Source organism: Streptomyces sp. NPDC014727, from assembly GCF_043083485.1.
Classification (GTDB): domain Bacteria; phylum Actinomycetota; class Actinomycetes; order Streptomycetales; family Streptomycetaceae; genus Streptomyces.
The window spans coordinates 93,270-107,582 of record NZ_JBIBYR010000022.1; the positions used below are offsets into that span (position 1 = coordinate 93,270).

Annotated in this window: 14 protein-coding genes, 1 pseudogene and 1 riboswitch; of the genes and pseudogenes, 8 read left to right on the plus strand and 7 right to left on the minus strand. The window is 68.8% G+C overall.

Features of this window, described 5'->3' with window-relative positions; genetic code table 11:
* Positions 1-113: 113 nt before the first annotated feature.
* From ACF1B9_RS28390 to ACF1B9_RS28410, 5 genes and pseudogenes are all read right to left on the minus strand, one after another.
* On the minus strand, positions 114-1,889 hold the full coding sequence (locus tag ACF1B9_RS28390; protein ID WP_391742692.1) for an ABC transporter substrate-binding protein: 1,776 nt from the start codon (positions 1,887-1,889) through the stop codon (positions 114-116).
* Positions 1,890-1,984: 95 nt separating this feature from the next.
* Positions 1,985-2,989 carry an ABC transporter permease gene (locus ACF1B9_RS28395; protein ID WP_391742690.1) on the minus strand — a complete coding sequence of 335 codons (1,005 nt, stop codon included), beginning with the start codon at positions 2,987-2,989 and terminating at the stop codon, positions 1,985-1,987.
* A gap of 498 nt (positions 2,990-3,487) precedes the next feature.
* The gene (locus ACF1B9_RS28400) at positions 3,488-4,270 is read right to left on the minus strand and encodes an enhanced serine sensitivity protein SseB C-terminal domain-containing protein (RefSeq protein ID WP_365690987.1); all 783 of its coding nucleotides are present in this window, start codon (positions 4,268-4,270) and stop codon (positions 3,488-3,490) included.
* Between the two features lie 166 nt (positions 4,271-4,436).
* Positions 4,437-5,207, minus strand: a complete 771-nt coding sequence (locus tag ACF1B9_RS28405; RefSeq protein ID WP_391742689.1) for an enhanced serine sensitivity protein SseB — start codon at positions 5,205-5,207, stop codon at positions 4,437-4,439.
* Between the two features lie 53 nt (positions 5,208-5,260).
* Positions 5,261-5,944 (minus strand): annotated as a pseudogene (locus tag ACF1B9_RS28410) (AAA family ATPase); the annotation flags it as partial.
* Positions 5,945-6,101: 157 nt separating this feature from the next.
* A riboswitch (glycine riboswitch) is annotated at positions 6,102-6,199 on the plus strand.
* A gap of 140 nt (positions 6,200-6,339) precedes the next feature.
* On the opposite strand from ACF1B9_RS28410, the gene gcvT reads away from it, so the two are divergent.
* From gcvT to ACF1B9_RS28430, 4 genes are all read left to right on the plus strand, one after another.
* A complete protein-coding gene (gcvT, locus tag ACF1B9_RS28415) occupies positions 6,340-7,455 on the plus strand; it encodes a glycine cleavage system aminomethyltransferase GcvT (protein ID WP_391742687.1) in 1,116 nt (371 codons plus the stop codon).
* A 91-nt stretch (positions 7,456-7,546) separates the two neighbouring features.
* The gene (gene gcvH, locus ACF1B9_RS28420) at positions 7,547-7,924 is read left to right on the plus strand and encodes a glycine cleavage system protein GcvH (protein WP_391742686.1); all 378 of its coding nucleotides are present in this window, start codon (positions 7,547-7,549) and stop codon (positions 7,922-7,924) included.
* Positions 7,925-7,944: 20 nt separating this feature from the next.
* On the plus strand, positions 7,945-9,204 hold the full coding sequence (gene glyA, locus ACF1B9_RS28425; RefSeq protein WP_361456694.1) for a serine hydroxymethyltransferase: 1,260 nt from the start codon (positions 7,945-7,947) through the stop codon (positions 9,202-9,204).
* 182 nt (positions 9,205-9,386) lie between these two features.
* Positions 9,387-10,769: an L-serine ammonia-lyase gene (locus ACF1B9_RS28430; RefSeq protein ID WP_391742684.1), complete on the plus strand. Its 1,383-nt coding sequence runs from the start codon at positions 9,387-9,389 to the stop codon at positions 10,767-10,769.
* Between the two features lie 66 nt (positions 10,770-10,835).
* On the opposite strand, the gene ACF1B9_RS28435 is transcribed toward ACF1B9_RS28430, so the two are convergent.
* Positions 10,836-11,270, minus strand: coding sequence for a hypothetical protein (locus tag ACF1B9_RS28435; RefSeq protein WP_391742683.1), 435 nt, complete (start codon positions 11,268-11,270; stop codon positions 10,836-10,838).
* Complete coding sequence (locus ACF1B9_RS28440) at positions 11,267-11,545, minus strand: hypothetical protein (RefSeq protein ID WP_391742682.1); 279 nt, start codon at positions 11,543-11,545, stop codon at positions 11,267-11,269. The genes ACF1B9_RS28435 and ACF1B9_RS28440 overlap by 4 nt, the downstream gene beginning before the upstream one ends.
* Before the next feature lie 169 nt (positions 11,546-11,714).
* Here ACF1B9_RS28440 and ACF1B9_RS28445 point away from each other — a divergent pair, with 169 nt between their 5' ends.
* The 4 genes from ACF1B9_RS28445 (at position 11,715) to ACF1B9_RS28460 (ending at position 13,918) form a co-directional block, all read left to right on the plus strand.
* Positions 11,715-12,566 (plus strand): helix-turn-helix domain-containing protein, encoded by an 852-nt coding sequence (locus ACF1B9_RS28445; RefSeq protein ID WP_391742681.1) that lies wholly within the window; start codon positions 11,715-11,717, stop codon positions 12,564-12,566.
* Positions 12,539-12,748, plus strand: a complete 210-nt coding sequence (locus ACF1B9_RS28450) for a DUF397 domain-containing protein (RefSeq protein WP_391742679.1) — start codon at positions 12,539-12,541, stop codon at positions 12,746-12,748. Before ACF1B9_RS28445 ends, ACF1B9_RS28450 begins: the two co-directional genes overlap by 28 nt.
* A 233-nt stretch (positions 12,749-12,981) precedes the next feature.
* Complete coding sequence (locus ACF1B9_RS28455) at positions 12,982-13,512, plus strand: hypothetical protein (RefSeq protein ID WP_391742678.1); 531 nt, start codon at positions 12,982-12,984, stop codon at positions 13,510-13,512.
* A 169-nt stretch (positions 13,513-13,681) separates the two neighbouring features.
* Entirely contained in the window at positions 13,682-13,918 is a 237-nt protein-coding gene (locus ACF1B9_RS28460; protein WP_391742676.1) for a hypothetical protein, read from the plus strand.
* The last annotated feature ends 395 nt before the right edge of the window (positions 13,919-14,313 follow it).

Below are 14,313 nucleotides of genomic sequence, written 5' to 3' on the forward strand. Positions count from 1 at the left end.
TGTGGGGGCTCCCGGCCACCGCCCCGGGCCATCACCTGCCCTTCGGACTGGCGGGTTTCGGCGGCGGTGGAGCAGTCAACCGGGTTGACTGCACATGCTGTTGACTACAGCGATTACTTGACGACGCCGAGCGAGACGTAGTCGTAACGGCCGTTGTACGCGTCGGACATGTAGGCGTTCGTCAGTCGCTTACCGCGCCAGGTGATGTTCTTCTCGTAGATGAAGGGCATCCAGTCGGCCTGGTCGAGGATCCGCTTGTCGAGCTGCTTGTAGATCTCGCCGGCCTTGTCCGGGTCGGTCTCCGCGATCGCGTTGTCGAAGAGCTTGTCGATCCCCGGGTCCTTGAGCTGCGACTCGTTGTAGTTACCGGTCTCGGACAGGAACCGGCTGTCCCACAGCGGCTGACCGAAGCCCTGGCCGGACGGGAAGTCCGGGCCCCAGCCGCTCATCGTCATGCCGTAGCCGCGCTTCTTCACGACGGACGGCGAGCCGGTGATGCTGGAGGCCTCGGCGCCGTCGATCGGGTCGACCTCGATCTTGATGCCGACCTTGCCGAGCTGCTCCTGGAGCGCCTCGGCGGTGTCGACCTCGCCCGGGTTGTTGTTACGGGCGCTGAGCTTGGTGGCGAAGCCGGTGGGCTTGCCGCAGGCCTTCAACTCTTCCTTGGCCTTGGCGGCGTCCGGCTTGCCCTTGCGGGCGAGGACACCGTACGGGTCGTAGTCGCTGTGGCCCTTGATGGAGGCCGGCAGGGTGCTGTTGGCGATCGCGCCACCGGCGATCTCGCCACCGCGGGTCTGCTGCAGGGCCGCGAAGTCCGTGGCGTAGAAGACGGCCTTGCGGCAGTGGACGTCGTCCAGCGGCTTCGCCGTGTGGACGAGCGCGACGTAGCGGACGAAGGACGTCTGCATGTTGTCGACGCTGTCCTTGTGGTCCTGGACGGCGGTCACACGGCCGGACTGGGTCATGCCGGTGCCGTTGAGGTCGACGTCGTAGTCGCCCTCCATCAGCTTCTTGTCGTTCTCCTCCAGGTTGGCGGAGATCGTCACCGTGACCTTGTCCGGGAGGGCGGCACGGACCGGGTCCGAGGACTTGTCCCACTTGTCGTTGCGGACGAGCACGATGCTCTTGCCCGGCTTGTACGTCTCGAACTTGTACGGGCCCGAGGAGAACGGCCGCTGGGTGTACTTCGCCTTGGTGTCCTCCGACGCCTTCACGGGCGAGCCGGACGGCATGGCGAGGAACTGCTCGAAGTCACCGTTGGGCTTGGGCAGCTTGAAGATGATGGTGTTGTCGTCGGGCGTCTCGATCGCCTTCAGGCCGAGCTTGTCCGCGGACGTGTCCTTGTACGGGCCCTTGTACTCGTGCTTGGGGTCCAGCGTCTGCATCAGGTACTGCGGGCCACCGGTGATGGTGTCCGTCGCCCAGATGCGCTCGATGCCGTACTTGACGTCCTTGGAGGTCAGCTTGGAGCCGTCCTCCCAGGTGAGGCCGGACCGCAGCTTGTACGTGTACGTCTTGCCGCCGTCCGAGATCACACCGGGGCCGGTGGCGAGGTCGCCGACCAGCTTGGTGGACGCGGCGCCGGGCTTGGTGTCGTACGTGACGAGCTGGCGGGTGTAGAAGCGCATGAAGTCCCACGCCATGCCGTAGTAGGCACGCTGGGGGTCGGCGGAGTCGAGGTCCTGCTTGCCGACCATCTTCAGCGTTCCACCCTTCTTGGTGGACGCGTTGGCGACCTTGTTGAACGCCGCGTTGAAGCCGGCGCCCTTCGCCTTGCTGTCGCCGCTGCCGCCGTCGTCGCCACCGCCGCACGCCGTGGTGGTCATCAGCGCCGCGACCACGAGGGCCGCACCAGCGGTGAGCCGTCGTTTCGAGGTAACTGTGGACATTTTCTCGTAACCTCCGAGATCGCGGTCCCAGGCCATTGCTTGCCGGAGAACCATGGGAAGAGCCACCTGACAGTGCGGCAGGGGCAAGTCGTGGGCTATCGGGTCCCCTTGGGATCCAGGGCGTCGCGCAGCCCGTCCCCGAAGAGGTTGAAGGCCAGTACGGTGATGAAGATCGTCACGCCGGGAAAGACCATGAACATCGGGTCGTGCTCGTACGTCTCCAGGGCGTCCCGCAGCATGCCGCCCCAGGAGGCCGTGGGCGGCCGGACACCGGCTCCGAGGAAGCTGAGGGCCGCTTCGGTGAGGATGTTGGTGGGGATCATGAGCGTCGCGTAGACGGTGATCGGCGCCACCAGGTTCGGCAGCAGCTCCCGGAAGAGGATGTGCCCGCGTCCGCCGCCGAGGCTGCGCGCCGCCTCCACGTACTCGCGCTCGCGCAGCGAGAGCGTCTGGCCCCGGACGATGCGTCCCACATACGGCCAGCCGAAGAAGCCGATGACGGCGACCAGTACGGCGATGCGCACCCCGCTGCCGGTGAGGCCGAGCAGATCGTCGGGGAGAACGGAGACGAGGGAGATGATGAACAGGAGCTGCGGGAACGACAGCAGCACGTCCATGACCCGGCTGATCACCGCGTCGACCCAGCCGCCGAAGTAGCCGGCGATGATCCCGAAGAGCGTGCCGAGCGCCACCGCGACCAGGGCCGCGAGGAACGCCACGAGCAGCGAGATCCGGGCGCCGTAGACGATCCGGCTGAAGATGTCGCGCCCCTTGTTGGGCTCGACGCCGAAGAGGAAGTCGCCGCTGACGCCGCCGAGGCTCCCCTGGGGGAGGTTGGTCAGCGGGTCGAGCTTGTCCTGGTGGAAGTCGTTCGGCGGGTGCCCCAGCAGGCCCACGATGAGGGGCGCGAAGATCGCCACCACGATCAGGACGAGGACAACGATGCCACCCGTCAGCGCGACCTTGTCCTGCTTCAGGCGGTTCCAGGCGATCTGCTTGAGAGACCGTCCCTCGACCTTCTTCACCCCTGAGTCGGCTGCGGGACCACCGGTCGCGATCGGGTCCGCTTCCGTGGTCGGCTCATGCAGTGGTGCCGTCATCGTGGCAAGGACCCCTCTCAACCGGCGGTGGCCGGGCCGAACTGGCCGCTGTGGCGGCACGGATCAGTCAGTCGTACACAGAGGCGGCAGGACGCCCTTGCTGCGGGAGTCTTCATTGCTGTTGCGCGCGGTAGCCATACCGTCAGGCGAATGGATGCCTAACCGTGATGCGGTCAGGGGTGTTCCGTTATCCGGACGGATGTGAACGCCCCTCGAACACGGGCCAGTTGAGGCGGAAGAGGGGCACGCGCGTAGATTCACGCCGCTTTCACCACCAGACGTCCCCAGCGCGGAAATCCCGGACATGGAGGGCGAGATGCACCGGAAGCCGTGAACACGCGCCCACATTTCGGGAGTTGGCCCTCTATGTGTATGTCCAGGAAATCAGGAACGTACACCTGCATTCCGGGCACACCGGGCTCACGCGGTCGCGTCGCGGACACCGGGTACGGCCGACCGCGCACCCCTACCGGTACGCGCGACTCCGACGGCGCGCGCTCAGTACGCGCCCTGCGGCGGCGGATAGCCGTAGCCCGCCACCGGGGCCGCCGGGGCATGGGCCTCGCGGTCGTAGAACGGGCGGGCGTTGGCGCGCAGCCACATCGCGACCGGGTCGTACTCGTCGGACATCGCGACGGTGGAGACGGGCAGCCCGTCCGGGACCGCGCCGATCGACTGCTGCATCATCGCGCGCACGGCGTCGACCGAGGTCTGACTCGTGTCGTAGAGGTCGAGGCCGATGGCGAGATAGGGGACGCCGAGCGCGGGCTGCACCCAGGCACGGCGCAGCGAGCGGATCGCGGGGGTGTGGTGGGCGTTCTGCGCGAGCAGGGCGTAGAACTGCGGGATCTCGATGGCCGGCTCGGTGAGCCGGAGGGGGCCCGCGGGCATCCGGTCGAGGCCGGTGGCGATCCGGCGCAGATCCAGCCAGGGGATGCCGATTCCGCCGCCCGGGGCGTGCGGGTTGAGCCAGATGCCCCAGCGGTCGGGGAAGAGGGCACGGGCGATGTCGCGCCCGCCGACCAGTTCATGGGCCCGGTTCCAGCCACTGGCCGAGAGCTCCTGGGCGGAGGTCACACAGGGGGCGTAGCCGAGGCCGTCGATCTCCATGTTTCCGTACTGGGCGTCGGGCGAGCCCGCCTGGCCGTGCCAGAGGAGCATCCAGATCCGGCCGTTCACGAGGGCCTGCAGCAGCGCCTCGTACGCGTCGTAGCGTCCCGGCGTCACTTGGCGCAGCATGTGCTCGACCTGCCCGGCCGCCGCGGTGCCTGACGCACTCACCTGGTCCCGCCCCTCTTCGATCCACTGTGTCGGCCCGCCGCTCCCGGGGCACACGGGTGCGGCATGATGCCGAGGCACCAGCCATCAAACCAGCTTATGCGTCGGTCCTGACACCGACTTGACTCCATGGGCCGACGTGGCAATCGGCCCTGGAGCCGTCGGCGTGCTACGGGGTCTCGCGCCGGTAGAACGGCCGGACCTTCTCCCGCATCCAGTCGCCGACCGGGTCCTGTGCCACGTCGAGCAGGACCAGGTTGACCGGCCAGGGCACCTCGACCCGGCCCAGCGCACGGCCGAGGGCGTCCATCGGGGCGTTGCGTCCGGCGCCCTCCCAGGTGGAGAACTCGACCCCTATGAAGAGGACGGGCTCGCCGCCCTCGATGCTGGCCAGCGTCCGGCGGGCGGTGAGCACGACGCCGCTCTCCTCGAATTCGCCGGCCGCCGCGGCGAGGAAGTCGACGGGCTCCTCCTGCCAGGACGGTTCGTACAGCCGGACCCGGCCGCCGCCGGCCGGCCCGTCCAGCGGGGTGCGTCCGGCGCGGCAGAGCTCGGCCACGGCGGGCGGCGGCAGCGGCATCCCGACAGCGCCGCCCGGATTCACCGCGATACCGAGCTGCGGGGGCAGACCGCGGGCGAAGTCGCGGGCGGGTGCGACGGTGACGGACATACGGGTGCCGACGCAGGCGAGGAACTGCTGTTCGGAGCTGAAGACAGGAACGTACGCGGCGCCGTCGATCTCCAGTGTCGGCAGGTCCAGGTCCGGGGAGTCGGGTCCGCCGCCATTGGGCAGGGGCACCCAGACCTGGCTGCGCCCGAGCACCTCGACGAGCCGTCCGCCCGCCTCCGGGCTACCCACCGAGGCCATCAGTACCTCTTCGAGCTCATTGGCCGGCCATCCGCTCTGCGGATGGGACTGGACCTGCGCCGGAATGTCCACTGCTTCCCCTTCTTGCCCGAGCCTTCCCGCAGAAGATTACGGCCTGCCGCCCGCGCCTTCGGTGCCGTGGCGAACGTGATCCGGCCCAGCGCCCTCGCCGCCTCGCGGTCCAGCAGCACCGCCGAGGCGCAGCCGGGCGGCAGCAGGCCGGTCTCGGTGACCCGCAGCAGCTTCCCCACCGCCCTGCGATGCCGGGCGAAGGCGTATCCGGAGACACCCCGCCCGCGCTCCCGCTGGCCCTCCTTCGCCGTCTGCGGTGTGACGTCGAGCAGGACGAGATGGAGGACGCGGCCCCGGCGCCGGGCGTCACGGGCCAGCCAGCCGCGCACCCACGCCTGGGTTCCGCAGTCGTGGACGACGACGGACTCGCCGGAGCGCAGCGCGCGCCACAGTCCCCGGTAGTGGGCGGCGCGGACCAGCGGACGGTAGAGGGCGTACGGGAGTAAGCGGGGCATCAGCCGGGCCCAGCGGTCCCGGGTGTCCTGGGAGTCGATGGCGCGGGCCGTCGTCACCGTCCGCCGGATGAGCGTCGATTTGCCGCTGCCGGGCAGTCCGGAGACCACCACCACGTCGCCCGCCGCGAAGCGCAGGCTGCGCGGGCCGCGCCCGGCCCGCCCCCGCAGGTCTCGTACGACGGGCGCGCGCGGGCCGAGCATCTCCCCGGCCGGGACCCCCGGCTGTGCGGGCATCGCGTCGTGCGCGACTCCCGCGGTTGTCGCGTACCGCTGCAACGTCATCGCCCTCCCCCTGTCGGGTCACCCGCGTATGCCCCTGAAGTGTAAAGAAAAGGTAATGCGACACAACCGTCCACGCCGTCGATTCCGAGAGGGGACCGGGGCCCCACTCCGACGGAATGCGTGCGATGATGACCCGGCCAACTGCATAAAGGCCGCTTGAATCCGCGCGGGAGAGTTCCGGTCACTGCATGTGCCGGGCGCCGAAGGAGCAAGTTCCTCCCTTGAATCTCTCAGGCCCCGTACCGCGTGGATGAGGCAGATCTGAAAAGCGGGCCGCTCCGCGGCTCCACCCAAGGTGCAAGCCGAACCCCTCAGGGGCTCTCGGCGAACCTCTCAGGTTCCGATGACAGATGGGGAGGGATTGTCCTCGTCGTCATGCCCCGGGAGTCACATCCATGAGCACCGCCCCCCGTCTCACCGCCCTCGATGCCCTGCACCGTTCGCTGGGCGCGACCATGACCGACTTCGCGGGCTGGGACATGCCCCTGCGGTACGCCAGCGAGCGCGACGAGCACAACGCGGTGCGCACCAGGGCCGGTCTCTTCGACCTGTCCCACATGGGCGAGATCACCGTCACCGGCCCCGAGGCCGCCGCCTTCCTGAACTTCGCGCTGGTCGGCAACATCGGCACCGTCGCCGTCGGCCGCGCCCGCTACACCATGATCTGCGCCGAGAACGGCGGCATCCTGGACGACCTGATCGTCTACCGCCTCGGTGACGACGAGTACATGATCGTCGCCAACGCCGGGAACGCCCAGATCGTGCTGGACGCGCTGACCGCGCGGGCCGACGGCTTCGACGCCGCGGTGCGCGACGACCGCGACGCGTACGCGCTGCTCGCCGTCCAGGGCCCGGAGTCCCCCGCCATCCTGGCCTCGGTCACCGACGCCGACCTGGACAGCCTGAAGTACTACGCCGGCCTGCCCGGCACGGTCGCCGGTGTGCCCGCGCTGATCGCCCGCACCGGCTACACCGGCGAGGACGGCTTCGAGCTGTTCGTCGCCCCCGAGCACGCCGAGCAGCTGTGGAAGGCCCTCACCGAGGCCGGCGCCTCCCACGGCCTGATCCCGTGCGGGCTCTCCTGCCGCGACACGCTGCGCCTGGAGGCGGGCATGCCGCTCTACGGGCACGAGCTGACGACCGAGCTGACCCCCTTCGACGCCGGCCTCGGCCGGGTCGTGAAGTTCGAGAAGGAGGGCGACTTCGTCGGCCGCGAGGCCCTGACGGCCGCCGCCGAGCGCGCCGAGACCGCCCCGCCCCGCAAGCTGGTCGGGCTGATCGCCGAGGGCCGCCGGGTGCCGCGCGCCGGTTTTTCCGTGGTCGCCGGGGGCGAGATCGTCGGCGAGGTCACCTCGGGCGCCCCGTCGCCCACCCTGGGCAAGCCGATCGCCATCGCGTACGTGGACGCCGCGCACGCCACGCCCGGCACCACGGGCATCGGGGTGGACATCCGGGGCAGCCACGAGCCGTACGAAGTCGTGGCGCTGCCTTTCTACAAGCGTCAGAAGTGACGTCCGCGCACCTCAGAAGTGACGCATTCCCGTCTCACACCGTAAGACCACCGTTCATCAGCACTCCCACGCGTACAGGAGAATTCAGGTCATGAGCAACCCCCAGCAGCTGCATTACAGCAAGGAGCACGAGTGGCTGTCGGCCGTCGAGGACGGTGTGGCGACGATCGGCATCACGGAGTTCGCCGCCAACGCGCTCGGCGACGTCGTCTACGCCCAGCTCCCCGAGGTCGGTGACACGGTGACCGCGGGCGAGACCTGCGGCGAGCTGGAGTCGACCAAGTCGGTGAGCGACCTGTACTCGCCGGTGACCGGTGAGGTCACCGCCGCGAATCAGGACGTCGTGGACGACCCGTCGCTGGTGAACTCCGCTCCGTTCGAAGGCGGCTGGCTGTTCAAGGTACGTGTGGCGGAGGAGCCGAAGGACCTGCTCTCCGCCGACGAGTACACCGAGTTCTCCGGCAACTAAAGACCCCAAGGGACCACCTGATGTCGCTTCTCAACTCCTCCCTCCACGAGCTGGACCCGGACGTCGCCGCCGCCGTCGACGCCGAGCTCCACCGTCAGCAGTCCACCCTCGAAATGATCGCCTCGGAGAATTTCGCTCCGGTCGCGGTCATGGAGGCCCAGGGCTCCGTCCTCACCAACAAGTACGCCGAGGGCTACCCCGGCCGCCGCTACTACGGCGGCTGTGAGCACGTCGACGTCGTCGAGCAGATCGCCATCGACCGCATCAAGGCGCTGTTCGGCGCCGAGGCCGCGAACGTCCAGCCGCACTCCGGTGCGCAGGCCAACGCCGCCGCGATGTTCGCGCTGCTGAAGCCGGGCGACACGATCATGGGCCTGAACCTGGCCCACGGCGGTCACCTGACGCACGGCATGAAGATCAACTTCTCCGGCAAGCTCTACAACGTGGTCCCGTACCACGTCGACGAGACCGGCGTCGTGGACATGGCCGAGGTCGAGCGTCTGGCCAAGGAGTCCAAGCCGAAGCTGATCGTCGCCGGCTGGTCCGCGTACCCCCGTCAGCTGGACTTCGCCGCCTTCCGCCGCATCGCGGACGAGGTCGGCGCGTACCTGATGGTCGACATGGCGCACTTCGCCGGCCTGGTGGCCGCGGGTCTGCACCCCAACCCGGTGCCGCACGCCCACGTCGTCACGACCACCACGCACAAGACCCTCGGCGGTCCGCGCGGTGGCGTCATCCTGTCGACGCAGGAGCTCGCCAAGAAGATCAACTCGGCGGTGTTCCCGGGCCAGCAGGGCGGTCCGCTGGAGCACGTGATCGCGGCCAAGGCGGTCTCGTTCAAGGTCGCGGCGACCGAGGAGTTCAAGGAGCGCCAGCAGCGCACCCTGGACGGCGCCCGCATCCTCGCCGAGCGGCTGGTCCAGCCGGACGTCACCGAGGTCGGTGTCTCCGTGCTGTCCGGCGGTACGGACGTCCACCTGGTCCTCGTCGACCTGCGCAACTCCGAGCTGGACGGCCAGCAGGCCGAGGACCGGCTGCACGAGCTGGGCATCACGGTCAACCGGAACGCCATCCCGAACGACCCGCGGCCGCCGATGGTCACCTCGGGTCTGCGGATCGGTACGCCGGCCCTGGCCACCCGCGGTTTCCAGGCCGAGGACTTCACCGAGGTCGCGGAGATCATCGCCTCCGCGCTCAAGCCGTCCTACGACGCGGACAGCCTGAAGGCCCGCGTCGTCGCGCTGGCCGAGAAGTTCCCGCTGTACCCCGGTCTGAAGTAGTCCGGAACGCGGCTCGTCCCGAGTAATACGGGACACAGTTCGTCACCTTTCGGGCGGGGCACCACGCACACTGGTCAGTGAGCGCGGTGCCCCATCCCTTGTCCCCGCTGCTCTTCGGGCCGACCGGTCCGTACCGCACCACCCGGCAGACAACGGCGTCTACCAACCCTTAGGAGTCTTCCGTGGCCATCTCGGTCTTCGACCTGTTCTCGATCGGCATCGGCCCGTCCAGCTCCCATACGGTCGGCCCGATGCGCGCCGCCCGCATGTTCGCGCGCCGGCTGAAGAACGAGGGCCTGATCGCCCACACCGTCTCGATACGGGCCGAGCTGTACGGCTCCCTCGGCGCAACCGGTCACGGCCACGGCACCCCCAAGGCCGTCCTGCTCGGCCTGGAGGGAGAGTCGCCCCGCACCGTGGACGTGGAGTCCGCCGACGACCGGGTGGAGCGGATCCGCACCACCGGCCGGATCAACCTGCTCGGCATGCACGAGATCGACTTCGACGCCGACGAGCAGCTGGTCCTGCACCGCCGCAGGGCCCTGCCGTACCACGCCAACGGCATGACGATCTTCGCCTTCGACCACGAGGGCGCCTCTCTCCTGGAGAAGACGTACTACTCGGTCGGCGGCGGCTTCGTCGTGGACGAGGACGCGGTGGGCGAGGACCGGATCGTCCTCGACGACACCGTGCTGAAGTACCCCTTCCGCACCGGCGACGAACTGCTGCGGCTCTCCAAGGACACCGGCCTTTCCATCTCCTCGCTCATGCTGGAGAACGAGAAGGCCTGGCGTACCGAGAACGAGATCCGCTCGGGTCTACTGGACATCTGGCACGTCATGCAGGCCTGTGTCGCGCGCGGCATGTCCCGCGAGGGCATCCTGCCCGGCGGTCTCAAGGTCCGCCGCCGTGCCGCGACCACAGCGCGTCAGCTGCGTGCCGAGGGCGACCCGCAGACCCACGCGATGGAGTGGATCACCCTCTACGCGATGGCGGTCAACGAGGAGAACGCGGCGGGCGGCCGCGTCGTCACCGCACCCACCAACGGTGCCGCGGGCATCATCCCGGCCGTGCTGCACTACTACATGAACTTCGCGGCGGGCGGCGCCACCGAGGCGGAGAAGGAGGACGGCGTCGTCCGCTTCCTCCTGGCCGCCGGAGCCATCGGCATGCTCTTCAAGGAGAACGCCTCCATCTCCGGTGCCGAGGTCGGCTGCCAGGGCGAGGTCGGCTCCGCCTGCTCCATGGCCGCGGGCGCCCTCGCCGAGGTCCTCGGCGGCACCCCCGAGCAGGTAGAGAACGCCGCCGAGATCGGCATGGAACACAACCTCGGCCTGACCTGCGACCCGGTCGGCGGTCTCGTCCAGATCCCGTGCATCGAGCGCAACGGCATGGCCGCGGTCAAGGCCGTCACGGCGGCGAAGATGGCGCTGCGCGGCGACGGCAGCCACAAGGTCTCCCTGGACAAGGTCATCAAGACCATGAAGGAGACGGGCGCGGACATGAGCGTGAAGTACAAGGAGACGGCGCGGGGCGGGCTCGCGGTGAACATCATCGAGTGCTGAGGCCGGAGCCCTTGATCAGGGGTTCCTCGTCCTCGTCCTTCGGCCACCACTTGCCCTCGGTGTCGCTCACAGGTAGAGCTGTCGCCTGCAGGTGCGGCAGTGGATCTTGCCATCGCGCTTCTCGGTCTGCCGGTGCTCGCACGTCACCGCCTTGGCCGTAACCCCGTTCCCGTTCCTGTTCCCGTACCTGGTCTCCGTCCCCGCCGTCGCGTCTCCCCCGCAAGCAGGATCGGCGGACCGCGCGGCGGGGCCGGTGGGCGCGTCCCTGGCGTGCGACTGGACGCGCACCAGGTGGTCGAGTTCCGCGACGCACGGGCCGCACGCGTACAGGTCGCCCGTCGCGCCGGGCGTGTGCACGGAGCCGACCCACAGCACGCGCACGCCCTCGCGTCGGCAGTACAGCCGGCAGTTCCCCGTCACCCACGCGTTGCCGTCGTCCGTCCGCGCGGCCGGCGGCCACGCATCGCGCCACGGACGTGCGACGGCCGGGGCGAAGCTCACCCCGCGCCTCCGCCCGCCCGCACCGGCTCACCGTGCTCGGCCGTCGGCCGCATGACCGCCGCCCCCTTCTCGATGACCGCCGCCAGCGCGCGGGCCACGGGCGCGGAGCAGTCACCGAGGGTCACCAGCGCGTATCCGGTGCCGTCGGTGCGCGACACGGGACGGATGTCCAACGCAGGAAGCTGGATGCCTGCCCGCCGAAGCGCCGCGCCGAGTGCGTCGCGCGCCTCCTCGGCTTCGTTGATCTTCCGCACCGCTCGCCGTCGTGTCGTCATGGAGTTCCGTTCCGTTTACCCAACATCGGTGTGAGATGTGGGGGCTTGGGCTACTGTGCGTGTTCCGGGCATTACGAGAATGGACCCGGAACAGGGAACGGACACCATCGACGGGCTGTACTTCCCCGGCTCCGGCGGTAGTTCCACACCTTCCACGGAGGAGCGCACTATGCCGCCGAGACGGGTGGTCACGGGTCGGAGCCAGCAGCCACGTCAGCGGTTCGTCGAGGAGCTGCGGATACTCCGCTCGCAGAGGGGCCACAGCCTGCGCAAGCTCGGCGAAGTCCTTGGCTGGGACTGGTCGTTGTTCGGCAAGATGGAGAGCGGGGAGACACTCGGCGGTCCGGAGGTCGTGCAGGCGCTCGACCAGCATTACGGGACGCCCGGCCTCCTCCTCACGCTGTGGGAGCTCGCGGTCGGCGACCCGACCCAGTTCCGGGAGCAGTACCGCCGGTACATGACCCTGGAGGCCGAGGCGGTGAGCCTGTGGCAGTACTCCGCGAGCGCCCCGCCGGGCCTGCTCCAGACGAGCGAGTACGCGCGCGAGGCACTCGCGGCGGGCGGCATCAACGGTGAAGAGCTGAACCAGCAGGTCGAAGCGCGCATAGGGCGGCGGAAGGTGCTGGAGGGGGACGACGCACCGCCGTTTCGCGTCATCCTCTCCGAGGCGGTGCTGCGCACGCACCTGAGCGACGCCCAGGCCTGGCAGGAACAGGTGGAGTATCTGGCCGAGGCGTCGGACCGCCCGAACATCACCCTCCATGTGCTGCCGTTCAGCGCCGGTCCTCATAGCCTGATGAGCACCGACGCAATGTTTCTGCGGCTGTCGGACGGCCGTACGGTGGCCTACACCGAGAACGACGTACGTGGTGAACTGATCGAGGAATCAGGCAGGGTTGAGCATGTGCAGCGCAGATATGATGCGGTGCGTGACCTGGCACTACCCCCGGTCAAGTCACGGAAGTTCATCCTGCGGATGTTGGAGGAAATGCCGTGCGAGCCATCGACGTCAGCAACGTGACATGGCGCAAGTCCAGCTACAGCAACACGGACGGCGGCAATTGCATCGAGGTGGCCGACGGCTTCCCCGCCGTCGTGCCCGTACGTGACAGCAAGAACCCGGGCGGCCCCGCGCTCGTCTTCGAGTCGGCCGTCTGGTCGTCGTTCGTGACGGCCGCCAAGGGCGGGGAGTTCACCGTCTGAGCCACGCGACAGCCTTCGATTGACCGGCCCTCGCCCAGTGGCGGGGGCCGTTGTCGTTCCGGAACACAAGCGGTGCCCACCTTATGCTGCAAGCAAGGTGATTGACATACCGTCATGATGGTTCAGGCGTAACCTGACGGACCCGCGACCCGGTCCGCGCGAGGTTCGCGGGCCGCGGGTGGGGTGGATCCTCCGGCAGCGGGCACTGTTGGAATGTCCAAGAAGGGGGCCCGATGAGACGCACGGAAGTAGCCAAACAGCTGGGCGGATTCGTACGAGAGCACCGGACCGACGGTGCGAAACGCCTGCGGCAGGCGGGAATCTGGCTGGTGATCGGGGCGGTGGGCACAGCCGTCGGGCTGCCGGTGGCGATCGCGTCGGTGGGCACCGTCCATGGGGCCCCGAAGCTGGCGGGGCTGCTGCTCGGGGTGGGTCTGGTGGGGTGGGGGCTGGGGATCTGGCGCCTGGTGCAGGCGTTCCGTACCCGGGAACAGTCCTTCGACATCCATGAGCGGGGGTTCACCCACCGTGTGGCGGGCGACGCCACCGTCATCCCCTGGGAGGACGTGGCGCAGGTGAGCGCCTCCGCCGGCGACGGCCGGGCGCTCGCCGATGCTCGCGGCATGGGCTCCACGTGCGAGATACGACTGCACAGTGGACGCCGGATTCGCGTGGACACCTTCACCGAGGACATGCGGGAGCTGGCCACGGTGGTCCATCGCGCGGTTCATCTCGGAGAGTGCCCCCGGGGCCGGGGCCGCTGACCGGCTCTGTCGGGGGCTCACGCGGCGAGGAGTGCCGCCGCAACGCAAAGCGCACCTGATAGCCTCAGCAAGAGGGGCGATTGATTTCGTCTCTTTTTGCTTTTCTCTGCGTCTTTCCCCTTTGCGCCTCCCCCTCCCCCTTTCTCTCTGTCACCCCGGGACGTGAGCGATGTCTGAGAACTCGAATATCTGGGAAGTGCGGCTGGGTATCTACGCCACCCAGCAGCAGGCCGAAGAGGTCAAGGAACGCATCGTCAGGCTGCTGTGCCCGGACCCGGACCACGCACCGCCGTGCCCGATTCCGTGGTCGGCGTCCCTTCACCACGTGTCGGGGCAGTCTGCGGAGGACGACTCCTACGCGGAGTTGATCGAACAGGCCGAGGCGGAGAAGCATCTCCGCCTGTAGCCGCCCGAACGCCCCCGGCGGCTCCGAACAGTCCGGAGTGGTCCCGTGCACTCATGATGCGTCGACTCACGGAACGCGGCCGGTGACAAGTGCGCCACGTTCGCACCTCCTTGCCCGCGCCGGTTCTTCGACGGCTCTGTCACAGCCTGTCCACAGCCTTGAGGTACTCGATTGCTTCGGCGCCGCCGGAGTTGATAGGGATGAGGGGCACATTTGTTTGCTCAGGCTCGGCAGGGGGACTGGATGAAGTTCGATATGGGGGCCCAGGTTCTGACGACTCTGTCGTCGAAGTCGCGTGGCTCGAGTACTGATCTGGGGACGTTGATTCGTCAGTTGGTGCAGGCGGCGGCGCCGTTGGAGGGGAAGTTCAATGGTGCGGGGCGTGTGGCGTTCGA

Coding starts and splice junctions, on each gene's coding strand:
- ACF1B9_RS28390 (WP_391742692.1), bottom strand. CDS start 1,889: ATGTCCACAGTTACCTCGAAACGACGGCTCACCGCTGGTGCGGCCCTC.
- ACF1B9_RS28395 (WP_391742690.1), bottom strand. CDS start 2,989: ATGACGGCACCACTGCATGAGCCGACCACGGAAGCGGACCCGATCGCG.
- gcvT (WP_391742687.1), top strand. CDS start 6,340: ATGAGCACCGCCCCCCGTCTCACCGCCCTCGATGCCCTGCACCGTTCG.
- gcvH (WP_391742686.1), top strand. CDS start 7,547: ATGAGCAACCCCCAGCAGCTGCATTACAGCAAGGAGCACGAGTGGCTG.
- glyA (WP_361456694.1), top strand. CDS start 7,945: ATGTCGCTTCTCAACTCCTCCCTCCACGAGCTGGACCCGGACGTCGCC.
- ACF1B9_RS28440 (WP_391742682.1), bottom strand. CDS start 11,545: ATGACGACACGACGGCGAGCGGTGCGGAAGATCAACGAAGCCGAGGAG.
- ACF1B9_RS28445 (WP_391742681.1), top strand. CDS start 11,715: ATGCCGCCGAGACGGGTGGTCACGGGTCGGAGCCAGCAGCCACGTCAG.
- ACF1B9_RS28455 (WP_391742678.1), top strand. CDS start 12,982: ATGAGACGCACGGAAGTAGCCAAACAGCTGGGCGGATTCGTACGAGAG.
- ACF1B9_RS28460 (WP_391742676.1), top strand. CDS start 13,682: ATGTCTGAGAACTCGAATATCTGGGAAGTGCGGCTGGGTATCTACGCC.